14 protein-coding genes are annotated in these 15640 nt (G+C 75.3%); 10 read left to right on the top strand and 4 right to left on the bottom strand.

All coding sequences use genetic code 11. From position 1 onward, the window contains the following. Nucleotides 1-169: 169 nt before the first annotated feature. From ACFYVJ_RS13975 to ACFYVJ_RS13935, 9 genes are all read left to right on the top strand, one after another. Nucleotides 170-709, top strand: coding sequence for a hypothetical protein (locus ACFYVJ_RS13975; protein WP_388890369.1), 540 nt, complete (start codon nt 170-172; stop codon nt 707-709). A 246-nt stretch (nt 710-955) separates the two neighbouring features. Continuing rightward, on the top strand, nt 956-2887 hold the full coding sequence (locus ACFYVJ_RS13970; RefSeq protein ID WP_388890366.1) for a ricin-type beta-trefoil lectin domain protein: 1932 nt from the start codon (nt 956-958) through the stop codon (nt 2885-2887). A gap of 85 nt (nt 2888-2972) precedes the next feature. Then, on the top strand, nt 2973-3974 hold the full coding sequence (locus ACFYVJ_RS13965; protein WP_388890363.1) for a DUF3500 domain-containing protein: 1002 nt from the start codon (nt 2973-2975) through the stop codon (nt 3972-3974). A gap of 139 nt (nt 3975-4113) precedes the next feature. After that, on the top strand, nt 4114-4710 hold the full coding sequence (locus ACFYVJ_RS13960; protein ID WP_388890361.1) for a flavodoxin family protein: 597 nt from the start codon (nt 4114-4116) through the stop codon (nt 4708-4710). Between the two features lie 90 nt (nt 4711-4800). Further along, complete coding sequence (locus ACFYVJ_RS13955; RefSeq protein WP_388890358.1) at nt 4801-5358, top strand: CGNR zinc finger domain-containing protein; 558 nt, start codon at nt 4801-4803, stop codon at nt 5356-5358. Between the two features lie 68 nt (nt 5359-5426). After that, nucleotides 5427-6131, top strand: coding sequence for an HAD-IA family hydrolase (locus ACFYVJ_RS13950; RefSeq protein WP_388890356.1), 705 nt, complete (start codon nt 5427-5429; stop codon nt 6129-6131). Beyond that, on the top strand, nt 6131-7402 hold the full coding sequence (locus tag ACFYVJ_RS13945; RefSeq protein WP_388890354.1) for a pyridoxal phosphate-dependent aminotransferase: 1272 nt from the start codon (nt 6131-6133) through the stop codon (nt 7400-7402). The genes ACFYVJ_RS13950 and ACFYVJ_RS13945 overlap by 1 nt, the downstream gene beginning before the upstream one ends. 41 nt (nt 7403-7443) lie before the next feature. Continuing rightward, nucleotides 7444-8844: an MmgE/PrpD family protein gene (locus ACFYVJ_RS13940; protein WP_388890351.1), complete on the top strand. Its 1401-nt coding sequence runs from the start codon at nt 7444-7446 to the stop codon at nt 8842-8844. Nucleotides 8845-8945: 101 nt separating this feature from the next. Beyond that, nucleotides 8946-9431, top strand: coding sequence for a pyridoxamine 5'-phosphate oxidase family protein (locus ACFYVJ_RS13935; RefSeq protein ID WP_388890349.1), 486 nt, complete (start codon nt 8946-8948; stop codon nt 9429-9431). 6 nt (nt 9432-9437) lie between these two features. Here ACFYVJ_RS13935 and ACFYVJ_RS13930 read toward each other — a convergent pair whose 3' ends face one another. Continuing rightward, entirely contained in the window at nt 9438-11729 is a 2292-nt protein-coding gene (locus ACFYVJ_RS13930; RefSeq protein ID WP_388890346.1) for a BTAD domain-containing putative transcriptional regulator, read from the bottom strand. A 134-nt stretch (nt 11730-11863) separates the two neighbouring features. On the opposite strand from ACFYVJ_RS13930, the gene ACFYVJ_RS13925 reads away from it, so the two are divergent. After that, entirely contained in the window at nt 11864-12781 is a 918-nt protein-coding gene (locus ACFYVJ_RS13925) for an alpha/beta fold hydrolase (protein WP_388890343.1), read from the top strand. Here the strand turns inward: ACFYVJ_RS13925 and ACFYVJ_RS13920 are convergent. The 3 genes from ACFYVJ_RS13920 to ACFYVJ_RS13910 form a co-directional block, all read right to left on the bottom strand. Then, the gene (locus tag ACFYVJ_RS13920) at nt 12768-13478 is read right to left on the bottom strand and encodes a S1 family peptidase (RefSeq protein ID WP_388890341.1); all 711 of its coding nucleotides are present in this window, start codon (nt 13476-13478) and stop codon (nt 12768-12770) included. The two genes, ACFYVJ_RS13925 and ACFYVJ_RS13920, sit on opposite strands and share 14 nt — an antisense overlap. Before the next feature lie 101 nt (nt 13479-13579). After that, a complete protein-coding gene (locus ACFYVJ_RS13915; RefSeq protein WP_388890338.1) occupies nt 13580-14233 on the bottom strand; it encodes a response regulator in 654 nt (217 codons plus the stop codon). 1 nt (nt 14234) lies between these two features. Then, on the bottom strand, nt 14235-15635 hold the full coding sequence (locus ACFYVJ_RS13910) for a sensor histidine kinase (RefSeq protein WP_388890335.1): 1401 nt from the start codon (nt 15633-15635) through the stop codon (nt 14235-14237). Nucleotides 15636-15640 lie beyond the last annotated feature (5 nt).

The raw sequence follows: 15640 nt of genomic DNA, 5'->3' as shown, positions 1-15640 counted from the left end.
CGCGGCCCCTCGGCCGCGGTCTCCGCCACCCTAAGACGTCCCTCTGACATCGCGGCCGGAGCGGCCGCCCCCGGTGCCCGCCGGCCCGGCCCCGCGGGGGATCGGCGGCGGTGCGGCGGCGCCCGGGAATCCGGGTGACACCCGGCGCGGCCGGTGGCAGGCTCCGCTGGTGACGCTCACCGAAGTCCTGCTCATCGGCGGCCGGTCCGGGGTGGGGAAGTCCTCCGTCGGGTACGAGGTCTCGGCCCTCCTGCGGGCCGCGGACCTCGGGCACGCGCTGATCGAGGGCGACGCCCTCGGCCACCTCCACCCGGCGCCGCCCGGCGACCCGCACCGCGCGCTGGTCACCGAGCGCAATCTCGCGGCGGTCTGGGGCACCTACGCCGCGCTCGGCTGCCGGCGGCTCGTCTACACGAACACCGCGTGCGTCCTGGCGAGCGAGAGCGGCCTGTACGCGCGGGCGCTGGGCGAGGGCGCGCGCTTCGTACGCGTCCTGCTCACCGCCTCCGACGCCACCGCCGGCACCCGGCTGGCGGGCCGCGAACGCGGCTCGGAGCTGGCGCGGCAGGTGCGGCGCAGCGCGCTCATGGCCCGGCGTCTCGCGGAGGGGTCCGCCGCGGGCACCGTGCGGGTGGGGACGGACGGGCGGGAGGTCGCGGAGATCGCCGGGGAGGTCGCGGCCGCGGCCGGGTGGGCGGACGCGCGGTGAGCCCGGCGCCGTAGGACGGTCGCGGCGGGGCGGCGCGGCGGGGCGGCGCGGCGGGGCGGCGCGGCGGGGCGGCGCGGCGGGGCGGCGCGGCGGGGTGCGTACCGCCGTCGACTTCTGGACGGACACATTCCGACCTCTTGACGCGAGCATGGCATATCAGTTTAATCACGCCGTGAAATAAGCCTGTCGAGCCGCAGACCCTTCAGCTTCCGAAGGCACGGGCACTCCTCCACGAGAGGGCACACCATGATCCCGTCACCCAGGCTCCATCCCCGCGCCCCCCACTCCCCCGGCCACCGCCTGCCGGCGCTGCTCGCCGCCGTCCTGCTGCTGGCCACCGCCCTCCTCGCCGCCCCCGGAGTGGCCCCGCGGGCCGCCGCGGCCGGCGAGCGCGTCGACGTGTGGCTCACCACCACCTCGGACTCCGGCGGCCGCAACGTCACCCGCGGCCTCCAGCAGCAGTCGCCGCTCGCCTTCGGCCCGGCCGGCGGCGGCGCGGACCAGACGATCCGCGTCGACGAGGGCACGACGTACCAGCAGTTCGAGGGCGGCGGCGCGTCGATCACCGACACCACCGCGTACCTGCTGCGCGGCGGCCCGGTCAGCGCCGGGACCCGCGACGCCGTCATGCGGCGGCTGTTCTCGCCGACCGACGGCATCGGGCTCTCCTTCGTCCGCAACCCGATCGGCGCCTCCGACCTGTCCAGGCCCGGGCACGTCTCGCTCGACGACACCTGCTGCACCCTGGACGACTTCGGCACCAACGGCTACGACACGAACGTGCGGCTGCTCACCGCCCAGGCCAAGCAGCTCAACCCCGCGCTGCGCGTCAAGGGCGTGCCGTGGAGCGCGCCGGGGTGGATGAAGGACAACGGCCGGATGGACCAGATGGGCTGGCTGAAGTGGGAGTACTACCCCATGTACGCCCAGTACCTGGTCAAGTACGTGCAGAGCTACCAGGCCGCGGGCGTCAAGGTCGACTACGTCTCGGTGCAGAACGAGCCCAACTGCTGCCAGGCCGGCAACCCCACCGCCATGAACTACCCCGGCATGAGCTGGAACTCCTCCGGCCTGATCGAGTTCACCAAGAACCACGTCTACCCGGCGTTCCGCGCGGCCGGCATCACCACCAAGGTCCTCGTGCACGACTGGAACTACGGCGACTACGGCCAGATCGGGCAGGCCATCCTCGCCGACGCCGGAGTGCGCAACGACCCGCTCTTCGGCGGCATCGCCTGGCACGGCTACGCCGGCGACCCGGCCGTCGGCAGCCAGGTGCACCAGCAGTACCCGAGCGTCCCGCAGTTCAGCACCGAGCACTCCGGCGGCACCTGGATCGGCAACCAGCACAACGAGGACATGGCCGACATCGTCAACTACACCCGCAACTGGAGCGGCAGCGTGGTCAAGTGGAGCCTCGCGCTCAACCAGAACATGGGCCCGCACAACGGCGGCTGCGGCACCTGCACGGGCCTGGTCACGGTGCAGGAGGGCGGCCCGCGGGCGGGTCAGGTCGACAACACCATCGAGTACTACACCACCGGCCACCTCACCAAGTTCGTCAGGCCCGGCGCCCATCGCATCTCCTCCACGGCCAGCAGCACGGTGCAGAACGTGGCCTGGCGGAACCCGGACGGCTCGAAGGCCCTGATCGCGCACAACGGCGGCACGTCCGCGCGCTCCGTACGCGTCGACTGGGGCGGCCAGTCCTTCGTCTACTCCCTGCCCGCCCGCACCACCGCCACCTTCACCTGGTCCGGCACCCCCTCCGGCACCGCACCCGGTACCGGCACGGGCACGCTGACCGGCATCGCGGGCAAGTGCCTCGACGTCGCCGGCGGCGCCACCGCGGACGGCACCCCCGTACAGATCTACGGCTGCAACGGCAGCACCGCGCAGCGCTGGACCGTGGGCGCGGACGGCACCGTACGGGCGCTCGGCAAGTGCCTGGACGTCGCCGGCGCGGGCACGGCGAACGGCAGCGTCGTCCAGCTCTACGGCTGCAACGGCACGGCGGCGCAGCAGTGGTCGTACGATCCCGTGACCCACGACGTCGTGGGGGCGGGCTCCGGCAAGTGCCTCGACGTCACGGGCAACACCTCCGCGGACGGCACGAAGACGCAGATCTGGTCGTGTACGGGCGGCGCCAACCAGAAGTGGACGCTCAACACGGCGTGAGCCCGCCCGCGCCCAGCGCGCGTACTGCACCATGGGTCACCGGGGGCGCCGCCCCCGGTGACCGTGTGCGGGGCAGGAGGAACGGGTGGGCGGGTCCGACGGAACAGCGGCGGCAGCCGGGACGGGTCCTGCCGGCACGGCGGCGACCGCGGCGCACATGCGGGAGGCCGCGCGGGCGCTGCTGTCGGTGCTGGCGCCCGAGCAGGTACGGGAGCTGCGCGCCGGGCCCGCCCGGCTGGACGCGCCGGAGCTGCGCGAGTGGAAGTACGTGCCGGGACCCCGCCCCGGCCTGTCCACCGAGGAACTGGACGGCGACCAGCGCGCGGCCGTCGACGCGCTGCTCGCCGCGGCGCACAGCGCGCACGGCGGGCGACTGGCGGCCGGGGCGATCGAGGTGGAGCGCCACCGCCGCGAGCTGGTCGGCCGCCCCGGGCCCGACCGCTACTGGCTGCGGCTGCTCGGCGACCCGGACGGCGAAGGACCGTGGGGCTGGCGGATGAACGGCCACCACCTGGCCGTACACGTGCTGATCACCCCCGCCGGGCTGCGGGTCACCCCGCACTTCGTCGGCTCGGAGCCCGCGCTCGTCACCTCGGGACCGCGGGCGGGCCGGCTCCTGGGCCCCGAGGAGGACCTGGCCCGCGAACTGGTCACGGACCTGGACACCGCCGCCCGCGGCACGGCGGTCTACGCGGCCGAGCCCCCGGACGACATCCTCACCCGCGCCGACCCCTTCGCCGACCCGGACCTGCTGCCGCCGGGCCTGCCGTACGGGGCCATGGCCCCCGCCCAGCGCGCGCTGCTGGAACGCCTGGTCCGCCGCTATCTGGCCCGGGCGCCCGAGGCGTACGCGCGGGAATGCTGGTCGGACACGGTGGCCGGGGGCCTGGAGCGGCTCTCCTTCGCCTGGGCCGGCGGCCTCGCCCCGGGCGACCGGCACTATTACTGCGTACGCGCCCCGGACTTCCTCATCGAGTACGACAACACCCAGGACGACGGCAACCACGCCCACTCCGTATGGCGCCATACACGCCACGACTGGGGCCTGGACCTCCTCCGCGCCCACTACGAGAGCGGCCACGGATGAGCGGCCGGGACGGGCCCCCTTCCGCGCGCGCCACCGCGCCAAGTGGGCGTCAAGTCAGGGGTTAGTCTCGGCCAACCTCCCGGCCCGATCCTGGCCCTTTAAGGCATCGGCCATGGACCGGTAACGGGGGAACCACTCGATGGACACGTCATCCAGCATCGCGATCGCCTACCACTCGCGCCGCGGCCATACCCACGTGCTGGCGCAGGCCGTCAGGGCCGGCGCCGAGGCGGCGGGCGGCACGGTGGCGATGGTGCTCGTCGAGGAGATGCAGGACGGCGACTGGGAGACGCTGGACGCCGCGGACGCGATCGTGTTCGGGGCGCCCACGCTCATGGGCTCCGCCTCCGGCGCGTTCCACGTCTTCGCCGAGTCGACCAGCACGCGCTGGTCGACGCAGTCCTGGAAGGACAAGATCGGGGCGGGCTTCACGCACTCGTCGTGCAAGGCCGGCGACAAGCACATCACCCTCGGGTACTTCGCCACCCTCGCCGCCCAGCACCAGATGCACTGGGTCAACCTCGGCCTCGCACCCGGCTGGCACCTCAGCCACGAGAGCGAGAACGACCTCAACCGCCTCGGCTACTTCAACGGCGCCGCCGCGGCCACCATGGGCGACCTGGGCACCGACGCCGTGCACAAGGCCGACGTCGCGACCGCCGAGCACCTGGGCGGGCGGGTCGCGCGGCACACCGCCGTGGTCCTCGCCGGACGGGCGGCGCTGGGCGCCGAGTGACGGGCGGCCCTGGGCGCCGAGTGACGGACCGGCCGCACCCGCCGCCATTGGTATCTTTGCCTTAAGTAATGGGTACGAGCGGAAGTCACCATGGCCGTAAGTGATTACACGGGGCAAGCGGCGCTCACGGCCGTCGACCTCGTCAACAGCCTGGACGTCATCACCGGCAGGGACCGGCTGCGCGACGGCGAGGACGCGGCCGCGCTCCTGGCGCGGCACCACTGGGAGGTCGGCCGCACGGTGTCGGCCGCCGACCTGGAGCGGCTGCGGGAACTGCGCCCCCGGCTGCGGTTCGTCTTCGGCGGCACGCCCGTGCAGAAGTCCGTCGCCGACCTCAACGCGCTCCTGCGCGACCTGCGCGCGCAGCCCCACCTCACCGACCACGACGGCGCCTGGCACTGGCACTACGCCCGCCCCCGGGCGCCGCTGGGCGAGCGGGTGGCGACGTCCTGCGTGGTCGCGCTGCTGACCGCGATCGCCGACGGGGGCGCGGGGCGGCTGCGGATCTGCGACGGCGCCGACTGCGCCAACGTCTTCGTCGACGCCTCCCGCCCGGGGCTGCGCCGTTACTGCGACACCAAGAGCTGCGGCAACCGCGCGCACGTCACCGCCTACCGGGAGCGCAAGCGCACGCGGAGCGTCGGTTAGCCCCTTCCGCTTCGTACATGAGTTATTAGCTCTTGACCAATGTCAAAGAGCCATCCTACGGTCGAGCCATGCCCACTCCGCTGCCGACCCGCCCCCGGCTCATCACCTTCGACACCTACGGCACCCTCATCGACTGGGACGGCGCCCTCCGCACCCACCTGCGCGCGCTGTTCGCGGCACGGGCGCACGACGTGGACGTCGCCGCCTTCTACCGCCGCTGGTACTACGGCTACGCCCTGCCCGCCGTCCACGCCCGCTTCCTGCCCTACCGCGACCTGCTCGCCACGACCATGGCCCAGGCCCTCGCCGAGGAGGCCGGCATCACCGCCGACGACGCGGAACTGGCCGCGCTCGGCGACGTGATGGCCGAAGCCGACCCCTTCGCCGACAGCGTCGAGACGCTGCGCCTGCTGGGTGCGCACGCGCCGCTGGCCACGATCTCCAACAGCCAGCGCGACATCATCGACGTCAGCGTGCGCAAACTGGGCAACCCCTTCACGTACGTCTTCACCGGCGAGGCGGTCGGCGCGTACAAGCCGCACCGGGCGCTCTTCGAACTGGTCCTCGGCCGCGCGGGCGTGGAGCCGCACGAGGCGGTGCACGTGGCCCAGTCGCAGTACGTCGACCTGCCGCGCTCCGTCCCGATGGGCATCCCGACCGTGTGGATCAACCGGCAGGGCCAGGAGCTGCGCCCCACCACGCCCGCGCCCACCGCCCAACTGCCCGGCCTGGGCGGTCTGCCGGAGCTGCTGGGCCTGCCGGAGGCGGTGTGATGAGCCGCGAGCCCGGATCCGCGCGCACGGACCGGAAGCCCGGCCACGGCCGCGCCACCGCCGTCCGCCGCCTCCACCTGCCCGAGCGCGCAGAGCGCCTGGGCCTGTCCGTCCGCGAGGCCGACCGCTTCGTGGCCGCGGGCGTGACCGGCGACGTGCTGGACACCACGCACTTCGACACCGTCCGCTTCCCCCCGCCGCCCTGGGCCGCCGCGGCCTTCGCCGCCGCGGCGGCGGACGGCGCCCACGCCTACACCCCGTACCGCGGCGCCGCGGCCGTCAGGCGGCCGGTGGCCGAGGAACTGGGCCGCCGCCTCGGCATCCCCGTCGACCCGGACCGCGAACTGCTCCTCACCCCCGGCTCGCAGGCCGGGCTCTTCGCCACCCTCGCCGCGCTCGTCTCCCCCGGCGACACGGTCGCGCTCGTCGATCCCGACTACCTCTTCAGCGAGCGCATCGTGCGGCTCCTCGGCGCACACGTCCACCACGTGCCGCTGGTCCCGGGCCAGGCCACGGGACCGCACGACGGGCTCGTACCCGACCTGGACGAGCTGGCCGCGGCGCTGCGCGGCGGCGCCTCCGTCGTGCTGTTCTCGCACCCCAACAACCCGACCGGCGCGGTCTACCCGCCCGGCGTCGTCGCCGGGATCGCCGCGCTCGTCCGCGAGCACGACGCCTTCGCCGTCGTCGACGAGCTGTACGCCCGGCTCGTCTACGACGCCCCGCTCCCCCGCCTGATCGCCGAGCCCGGCATGCGCGGGCGCTGCGCCACCGTCACGGGCCCCTCCAAGACCGAGTCCCTGTCGGGCTACCGCGTCGGCGTCGTCGTCGCGCCGGGAGACGTGGCCGACGGCGCGGAGGACGTGCTCGCCGCGATGTCCCTGCGGGCGCCCGCGTACGCGCAGCACCTGCTGACGCGGTGGCTGCGCGACGACGAGGAGTTCGTCCGGGACCGGCTGGCCGACCTGCGCGCCCTGCGCGAGCAGACGGCGGCGTGGCTGGCGGGAGTCGAGGACCTCGGGCTACGGGCCCGGGGCGGCCCCCGGCCGCCGGGGACCGCGTACCTCTTCGTCGACGCCTCCGCCCTCGGCGTGCCCGACCACGTCCTCGCCGACCGGCTCGTGCGCGAGGCGGGCGTCCTGGTCAGCCCCGGCTATCAGTTCGGGCCGCGCGGCATCGGCTCCTTCCGGGTCTGCTACGCCCGCGACGAGGCGGTGTGGGCGGCCGCCCTCGGCCGGATGACCACGGCGCTGCGCGCGCTCGCGCGCTGATCACGCCGATCCCGTACCACCGCACCCGGGAGGATCCCGCCATGTCCCGCACCCGCACCCGCACCCGCACGCAGCAACTCCTCGACCGCCTCGACGTCTTCGCCTACGACCGCCTCCCCGCCCCCGTCGTCGGCCAGGCGAAGAACGCGCTCTACGACTGCCTCGGCGCCCTCATGGCCGCCACCTCCCGCCGCTATCCCGTCATGGACCTGCTGGAGAAGACCGCCGCGGAAGCCGGCCCCGGCACCTCCCGCCTCTTCGGCTCCGCGCTGCGCACCGACGCGAGCACCGCCGCCCTGGCCAACGGCACGCTCGCCTACTACTGCGACATCGAGAGCCACCACCCCTCCGCCAACGTCCACGCCATCGCCGTCGTCGCCCCCGCCGCGCTCGCGGTGGCGGAGCGGCAGCGCTCCCCGGGGGCCGCCGTGCTGGCCGCCACGGTCGCCGGCATCGACGTCGCCGCCCGCGTCAGCTACGCCCTCGGCCCCGCCGTCCAGTACGCGCGCGGCTTCCACCCGACGACGGTCGCGGGCACGTTCGGCAGCACGGTGGCCGCGGGGCTGCTGCTGGGCCTGGACGAGGAGCGGTTCGCGGCCGCGCTGGGCCTGGCGGGCACGAGCGCGTCCGGGCTGCTGTCGTGGGTGGACGACCCCACGGAGCAGTCCCGCCCCCTCAACATCGGCCTCGCCGCCCAGGCCGGGGTGCAGGCCGCCACGCTCGCGGGGATCGGGCTGCGCGGTCCCGCGGACGTCTTCGGCGGCAAGTACCCCTTCGGGCACGCCTTCACGGGACAGTGGGACCAGGAGGCGCTGCTCGCCGGGATCGGCGAGCGGTACGCGGTCGGGGAGCTGTTCTTCAAGCGCAACTCCTGCTGCGTGTTCATCCCCGCCGCCCTCGACGGGCTGCTCGGCATCATGCGGGCGCACGACCTGCGCCCCGGCGACATCGACCGCGTCGCCGTCCGCGCCCCGCGCTCGTCGTACCACGTGGTGGACGCCAACCCGCTGCGCTCCCACTGCATGCAGTACGTCCTGGCGGTCGCCGCCCACCGCGGCCACGTCGGCTTCGCCGACATCATGACCGACCTCCGCACGACCGACCCGGCGATCGATGCGCTCAGCGCGCGCATCACGGTCACGGGGGACCCGGACCTCGACGCGCGCGCGGGCGCGCTGCGGCAGTCGGTGGCGTCGGTGACGGAAGTGACCGCGCGCTCGGGCGAGACGTACGTACGCGACGTCGAACACCCGCTGGGCGCGGCCGAGAACCCGCTGTCGGAGGCGGACCTGGAACGCAAGTTCGCGGCGCTGACGTCGGACGTGCTCGCCGGGGAGCGGGCACGGGAGATCAAGGCGGCGGTGGACGGTCTGGCCGGGGCAGCGGACATCACCGCGCTGACGTCGCTGCTGGTGGCGGACCCGGTGGGGGCTCGGGGCTGAGCGGGCCCGGGCCCAGCGCGGCGCGGCGGCGGTTGTCAGTCTCGTCGGATACCGTCGCCGGAACGGCCGACGGCGGCCGCATACGGTGAAGGGGGACAGCCGTGACACTTCCCGAGGACCTGGCCGGGATGGCGCGCAGCGTGCTCGACGCGAACCGCTATCTCGTCCTGGGCACCGCACAGCCCGACGGGCGGCCGCGGGTCTCGCCGGTGTTCTTCACGCACGCCGAGTACCGCACCTTCTACTGGGTCTCCTCGCCCCAGGCGCGGCACTCCGTCAACATCGCCGCGCGGCCCGGCGTCGAGTTCGTCGTCTACGACTCCACGGCGGCGATCGGCGAAGGGCGCGCGGTGTACATCGGCGCCACGGCGGAGAAGGTGCCGGACGCGCAGCTCGCGGCGGCGTGCGACGAGGCGTTCGGGGGCGCGGTCGCCGAGGGGGCGACGCGGTTCCGGCCCGAGGACCTCGGCGACGACGAGGGGCTGCGGCTGTACCGGGCCCGGGCGACGAGCTTCGAGGTCCACGTCCCGGGCCGCGACCCGGTGTACGGCACGGGCATCGACACCCGCCGCGAGATCCGGCTCTGAGGCAAGCTACGCGGGCGGCGAGTCGCCCAGTGCGGCGGTGAGCGCGGCGAGGTGCGCTGCGACGGGGCCCAGGGTGAGCAGCCCGGTCCCGGCACCGGCGATCTCGTCCGCCGCGGGGGCAAGGCGGTCGCGGGCGCGCGCCATGGTCGCGCGGTCGCCGAGTTCGACGGCGGCCCGTGCGACGAGGCACCAGACGGCCTCCTGCATCAGATCGCGCGGCGGCTCGGCGACGGTCCGCAGCGCGGCCGCCGCCTCTGCCCGCCGCCCCTCGCCCAGCAGGAGCAGCGGCCGCACCCACGGCTCGTACGGGCCCCAGTCGGCGCCGCCGCCGGCGGACACGGCGAGCCCGCGCCGTAGCCGCAGGCAGAGCAGGGCCAACGGCAGCAGCCCCCGCTCCAGCCCGGGCATCCCGGCCCCGTCGAGGAGCCGGGCGGCGGCACGGTAGGCGTCCTCGGCGGCGGAATGGGCGTGCGGGGGCGGGGGGCGGGTCCCGGCATCGGCGGGTGCTTCCACCTGCGCGGGCGAGGCGTCGGCGCCCTCGGGCCGCCCGGCCGCGTCACTGCCTGTGGGCCCGGCCCCGGCGCGGGCCGCCGCGTACGGAGGTGGGGTGCCGGTCTCGGCGAGGCGGAGGGCCGCGTACCAGCCGGTGAACACCGCGACCAGCGGCAGTTCGTGGCGCCCGGCGAGCCGGTCGGCCGCGGCGGCGTGCTCGTCGGCGCCGGGGAAGTCCGCCAGCGCGGCGCGGGCCTGGAGCCGGACGAGGTGGCCCAGCACCTCGTACGTCACGAGGCCGTGCCGGGCCGCGAGCGCGACCAGCTCGGCGCCGGTCCTGTCCCGCTCGGCGGCCAGACCGGTGTGCTCGAAGGTCTGCATGAACACGCCGTTGAGCGCGAACGCCAGCAGCGCCGGGTCGTCCAGGCCGCGGGCCAGTCGCTCCGCCTCCCGGGCGGCCTCAGGCCCGCGCGCCGCGCGGGTGCCGCGGGACTCGACGGCGACGGTGGCCAGCAGCCGGGCCCGTACGGCGGGGTGCTCGGCGGGCGGCAGCGCGGCGAGGGCTCGCTCGGCGGCGGCCACGACACGGGCGGCCTGCTCCGGGTCGTCGACGCGGGTCCAGACGGCGGGCACGTCGTACGCGCCGATGACCCGGGCGGTCAGCTCCGGGTCGCCCGACTCCTCGGCCGCCTCGACGGCCGCCACCCGGTGCCGCCGCGCGGCCTGGAGGCCGCCGCCCCCGGTGACGGCGAGGCTGCGCAGCAGCCCGACGGTGGACTCCAGCCGGGCCCGCGCCCCGCCGGCGACGGCCCGGTCGTACGCGGCCGCCGCCTCGGCCCAGACCCGCCGTGCCTCCTCCCCTTCACCGCCACCGGCAGCCACGCCGTCCCGCTCGCCGCCCACGCCACCGTCACGAGCCGAACCGCCACGGCCGTCCGTGCCCCCGGCACCGGCGCCCGGCGCCGGACCACCACCGTGCCCCGGCCCGCCCGGGCCCTCCAAGTGGTCTGCCTGCGCCAGGATGTCCGTCTCCAGCCGCCGCAGTGCCGGGCCCGGGTCCACGCCCAACTGCTCGCCCAGCATCGTGCGCGCCCGGCGCAGCACCGCGAGCGCGTCCACCTGGCGGCCCGCGCGGTACAGCGCCAGGGCCAGCAGCCGCCAGGCGTCCTCCCGCCAGGGGTGCTCCGCCACGTGGGCGTCCAGGTCCGCCGCGGTCTCGGCGGCGCGGCCCAGCGACAGCCGGGCCTCCGCGTGCAACTCGACGGCGTGCAGACGCAGGTCGGCGAGGCGGGAGCGCTCGGTCCGGGCCCACGGCAGGTCGGCGAACTCCGCGTACGCGGGGCCGCGCCACCAGCCCAGCGCCTGTTCCAGCCGCGCCACGGCCTCGCCCGGCGGCAGGGACCCCGCCGCGGCCACCGCCGCCTCGAAGCGCCACGCGTCGACGGCGTCCGGTTCGGCGCGCAGCGCGTACCCCGGGCCCTGTGTGACCAGCAGCCGCGCGGGCGCGCGCGGCGGGCGGCCGGGTTCGAGGGCGCGGCGCAGCGCGGCGACGAAGGTGCGCACCGTGCCCACGGCGTCCGCGGGCGGGTCGGTCCACAGGTCGTCGGCCAGCAGGCCGACGGGGACGACGCGGCGGCGCGCGACGATCAGGCGGGCGAGTACGGCCCGGTGCCGCGGCCCCCTCAGCGCGATCGTGCCGCCCTCCGCGGCACCGTCCCCGTCGCCGGAGGGCCCGTCGCCGGAGGACCCGGCCCCGTCGCCGTCCCAGGCCGTCACCGGCCCCAGTACGCCGAAAAGGACCCGCACCGCCGACCACCTCTCCAGACCCGGCCCCGGCCCCGCCCGGGCCCCGCCGGGCGCCACCGTACAGCGCGCTCATCCGCTGCTCATCCGCGCCGCGCACGCTGGGGGCAACGATCGGCTACGAAGGGAATCCCCCGATGTCCCCCCGCATCCCCGGCTTCGACTACCGCCGCGTCACCGTCGCCGACGGTGTCGCCCTCAGCGCCGCCGTCGGCGGCAACCCCGACGGCAGCCCCGTCGTGCTGCTGCACGGCTTCCCGCAGACCCACCTCATGTGGCGGCACGTCGCCGCCCGGCTCGCCGCCGACCACACCGTCATCTGCCCCGACCTGCGCGGCTACGGGGCCAGCGACAAGCCGGCCGAGGCAGCGGGCGGGTCCGGCGGCGGCACGTACGCGAAGCGCACGATGGCCGGGGACGTCGTGGCGCTCGCCCGCGCGCTGGGGCACGACCGCTTCGCCCTCGTTGGGCACGACCGCGGCGCGCTGGTGGCGTTCCGCGCGGGCCTCGACCACCCGGACGCGGTGACCCACCTCGCGTGCCTGGACGTGCTGCCGACGCTCGACATGTGGGACGTGATGCACGGGGTGACGGCCGCGGTCGGCTTCCACCTGTACCTGATGGCGCAACCGCCCGGCCTGCCCGAGGAGATGATCGCCGCCGCCCCGGACGCGTTCTTCGGCCACTTCCTCGACATCTGGTCCGGCGGCGCGGACGCCATCCCCGCCGAGGTACGCGCCGCGTATCTGGCCGCGTCCCGCGCAGCGGTGCCGTCGATCGTGGCGGACTACCGCGCCTCCGCGGGCATCGACGTCGAGCACGACACCGCCGACCGCGACGCCGGCAACTCGCTCCGCATGCCGGTCGCCGTCCTCCAGCAGGACTGGGGCGCCGCGCTCGGCTTCGACGCCGCCGCGCGGTGGCGCGCCTGGGCCCCCGACCTGCGGCACGCCACCGTGACCTGCGGCCACTTCATGGCCGAGGAGGCGCCGGACGAGGTGGCCGCGGCGCTGCGCGACCTCCTCGCCCGTACGCCCGCGGCTACGACAGCGTGAGCCCGTAGACCGCCAGGATCTCCTTGATGGGCTGGTAGTACGTCACGCCGCCGCTGGTGCAGTTGCCGCTGCTGCCGACGATGATGCCGACCGCCCGGCCGCCGGAGAACGCCGGTCCGCCGGTGTCGCCGGGCTCCGAGCAGATGTTGGAGCGGAACAGCCCGGAGACGGCCCCGCCGGGGAAGTTCACGGTGAGGTTGACCGCCTGGACCGTGCCGCAGCGGTAGCCGCCGACGCGCCCGTAGTGGCACAGCGACATGCCGGGCGCAGGGTCGGCGGCACCGGTGATGTCCACCGGGGCGCCGCCGCTGCCCTTGACCTCGCCGGGGTACGAGACGGAGGTGTTGGTGTAGCGGACGATGCCGTAGTCGCTGCCGGGGAAGACCGCTCCCGCGGTCGTGCCGACGGACACCCGGCCGCCGTCCGTGTCGACGGCCCATGTGCTGCCGACGTCGGCGCAGTGGCCGGCGATGATGCCGTACGTGGTGCCGCCGCTCACGGCGTTGAAGCCCAGGGTGCAGGCGAACGAGGGCCCGTACAGCGCCTCGCCGCCGCGCACCGCGGTCGCCGCGGCGGGCTGCGGCGGTGCGGACGCCGAGACGGGCGGGGCGAGCACGGTCAGCAGCGCGCCGAGCACGGCGAGGACGGCGGCGGTGGCGATGGTGCGTAACGGAGGTGCGGTACGGCGTCGGCTCACGGGTCCCTGCCTTCCGGGCGGCGGCGGTCTCGACCGCATTGTGCGCGCGCGGCGCGGAACCAGGAAGGGGTCGGGTCGGGAGCCGGCGCGGACTTCGGGTCTCAACGGCCCGGCAGCAGGCCGCTCTCCAGGGCGACGACGACCGCGCGCGTACGGTCGCTGACGTCGAGCTTGGCGAAGATGCGCAGCAGGTGCGTCTTCACGGTGGCCTCGCCGATGAACAGGCGCTTGCCGATCTCCGCGTTCGACAGCCCCTCGGCCACGCCCGCCAGTACCTCGGACTCGCGCGGCGTGAGCGTCACCGGGGCCGGGCTGCGCATCTTCGCGACCAGGCGCTGGGCCACGCGGGGCGCGAGGACCGTCTCCCCGCGGGAGGCGGCGTGGATGGCGTCGACCAACTGGGCGCGGGTGGCGTCCTTCAGCAGATAGCCGGTGGCACCGGCCTCGACGGCGCGCTCGATCTCGCTGTCCGTGTCGTACGTGGTGAGGATCAGCACCCGGGTACGCGCCGCCGCCGCGACGATCGCGGCGGTGGCGCCGACACCGTCGAGCCGCGGCATCCGCAGGTCGAGCAGGGCGACGTCGGGGTCGAGGCGGGCGACGAGGGCGACGGCCTCGCGGCCGTCGCCGGCCTCGCCGACGACCTCGATGCTGGGCTCGGCGGCGAGCAGCGCGACGAGACCGGTGCGCATCACGGTGTGGTCGTCGGCCACGATCACGCGCAGCGGCGCGGCGGGAGTGGGTGTCGTCGTCATGTCAGACCTGTCCGTCCGTGGCTGTTCCGGTCGTCGGCGACACGTCCGCGGGAGAACCGCCGGAAGGCGATCCGTCCGCGGACGGCACGTCGAGGAGGGGTCGGTCCGCGACGGCGCCGACCGCGGCGGTCACGGGCACGGGCTCTGGCACTGGCACTGGCACTGGCACTGGCACTGGCACGGTGACCAGTATGCGGGTGCCGTCGCCTGGCGAGCTGGTGACGGTCAGCTCGCCGCCGAACTCGGCGAGCCGCCGGCGCATTCCGCCGAGCCCGAAGCCCCCCGCGGGCACCGCGCCGTCCCGCCCGCCGTCGCCGGCGCTGCCGTCGTCCGTCGCGCCTCGCGCCGCCGGTCCCGGCACGAACCCCTTCCCGTCGTCGGTGATCTCCAGCTCGATGCCCTCAGGCCCCGCCGTCAGCACCACTCCGACCGTCGACGCCGCCGCGTGCTTGCGCACGTTGGCCAGCGACTCCTGCGTGCAGCGCAGCAGCGCGATCCGGGTCGGCTGGTCGCAGTCGACGTCCGGCAGTTCGGCTTCGACCGTGAGTCCGGTGTCTTCGACGAAGCGGTCCAGGGTGCGGCGCAGCGTGGTGGCGACCGAGCCGGCGGCGACACCGTCGCGCGGGGCCGCGCCGACAAGGACGCGGGCCTCGGCGAGGTTCTCGCGGGCGGTGCGTTCGATGGACTGCAACTGCTGCGCGCTCTTGGCGGGCTCGGCGGCCAGCCCCGCGCGCGCCGCCTCCGCGAGTACGACGATCGAGGCGAAGCCCTGCGCCAGGGTGTCGTGGATCTCCCGCGCGATTCGCTCCCGTTCCTCGGCGGCGCCCTGTCTCTTCTGCGCCTCCACGAGCTGCTGCTCGGCGTCGGCCAGCCGGCGGCGCAGCCGGGCGCGCTCGTCGCGTACCGCCAGCGCACGGGGGGTCACCAGCGCCATCACCACGCCTACCGCGTAGACGGCAACGGACGAGGTGGCGTTGGTGGCGAGGCTGTCGACGCCCCAGCCCTGGCGCAGGGAGCCGCCGAGGGTGATCGCGAGGGCGCCGAGGCCGCTGTGGACGATGGCGGACCGCGGGGTGTTCGCGAAGATCACGAACTGCGAGAGCGTCACCGTGTACAGCACGCCGAAACCGTCGCGGAGCCACGACAGCAGCCCCACCACGACGATCAGCACGACCAGGTAGCCGGACGCGAGCCGCACGGTGTTCCGCTGCCCCCGGCGTACGGCTGCGTAGCCGAGGGCGAGCACGGCCAGGAGCGCGAGCGACCCGTACCGGTCGCCGGCCGGGACGTCTCCCAGCAGGGTGGCCAGGGTCAGCAGACCGATGATCGCCCAGGAGAAGACGTCCCAGCCGTGGAGCAGCCAGATCCAGAGGGGGTCGCCGCGCCGTGGCCTGGGGAGCATGCTGG

The sequence above is a fragment of the Streptomyces sp. NPDC004134 genome (genome assembly GCF_042874195.1).
Lineage (GTDB): Bacteria > Actinomycetota > Actinomycetes > Streptomycetales > Streptomycetaceae > Streptomyces.
This window is presented reverse-complemented; position numbering and strand designations above follow the sequence as displayed.

What these genes read in the sequence shown, in the direction of transcription:
- ACFYVJ_RS13970 (WP_388890366.1), top strand. Translation starts at nt 956, where the DNA reads ATGATCCCGTCACCCAGGCTCCATCCCCGCGCCCCCCACTCCCCCGGC.
- ACFYVJ_RS13960 (WP_388890361.1), top strand. Translation starts at nt 4,114, where the DNA reads ATGGACACGTCATCCAGCATCGCGATCGCCTACCACTCGCGCCGCGGC.
- ACFYVJ_RS13955 (WP_388890358.1), top strand. Translation starts at nt 4,801, where the DNA reads ATGGCCGTAAGTGATTACACGGGGCAAGCGGCGCTCACGGCCGTCGAC.
- ACFYVJ_RS13950 (WP_388890356.1), top strand. Translation starts at nt 5,427, where the DNA reads ATGCCCACTCCGCTGCCGACCCGCCCCCGGCTCATCACCTTCGACACC.
- ACFYVJ_RS13945 (WP_388890354.1), top strand. Translation starts at nt 6,131, where the DNA reads ATGAGCCGCGAGCCCGGATCCGCGCGCACGGACCGGAAGCCCGGCCAC.
- ACFYVJ_RS13940 (WP_388890351.1), top strand. Translation starts at nt 7,444, where the DNA reads ATGTCCCGCACCCGCACCCGCACCCGCACGCAGCAACTCCTCGACCGC.
- ACFYVJ_RS13925 (WP_388890343.1), top strand. Translation starts at nt 11,864, where the DNA reads ATGTCCCCCCGCATCCCCGGCTTCGACTACCGCCGCGTCACCGTCGCC.
- ACFYVJ_RS13915 (WP_388890338.1), bottom strand. Translation starts at nt 14,233, where the DNA reads ATGACGACGACACCCACTCCCGCCGCGCCGCTGCGCGTGATCGTGGCC.
- ACFYVJ_RS13910 (WP_388890335.1), bottom strand. Translation starts at nt 15,635, where the DNA reads ATGCTCCCCAGGCCACGGCGCGGCGACCCCCTCTGGATCTGGCTGCTC.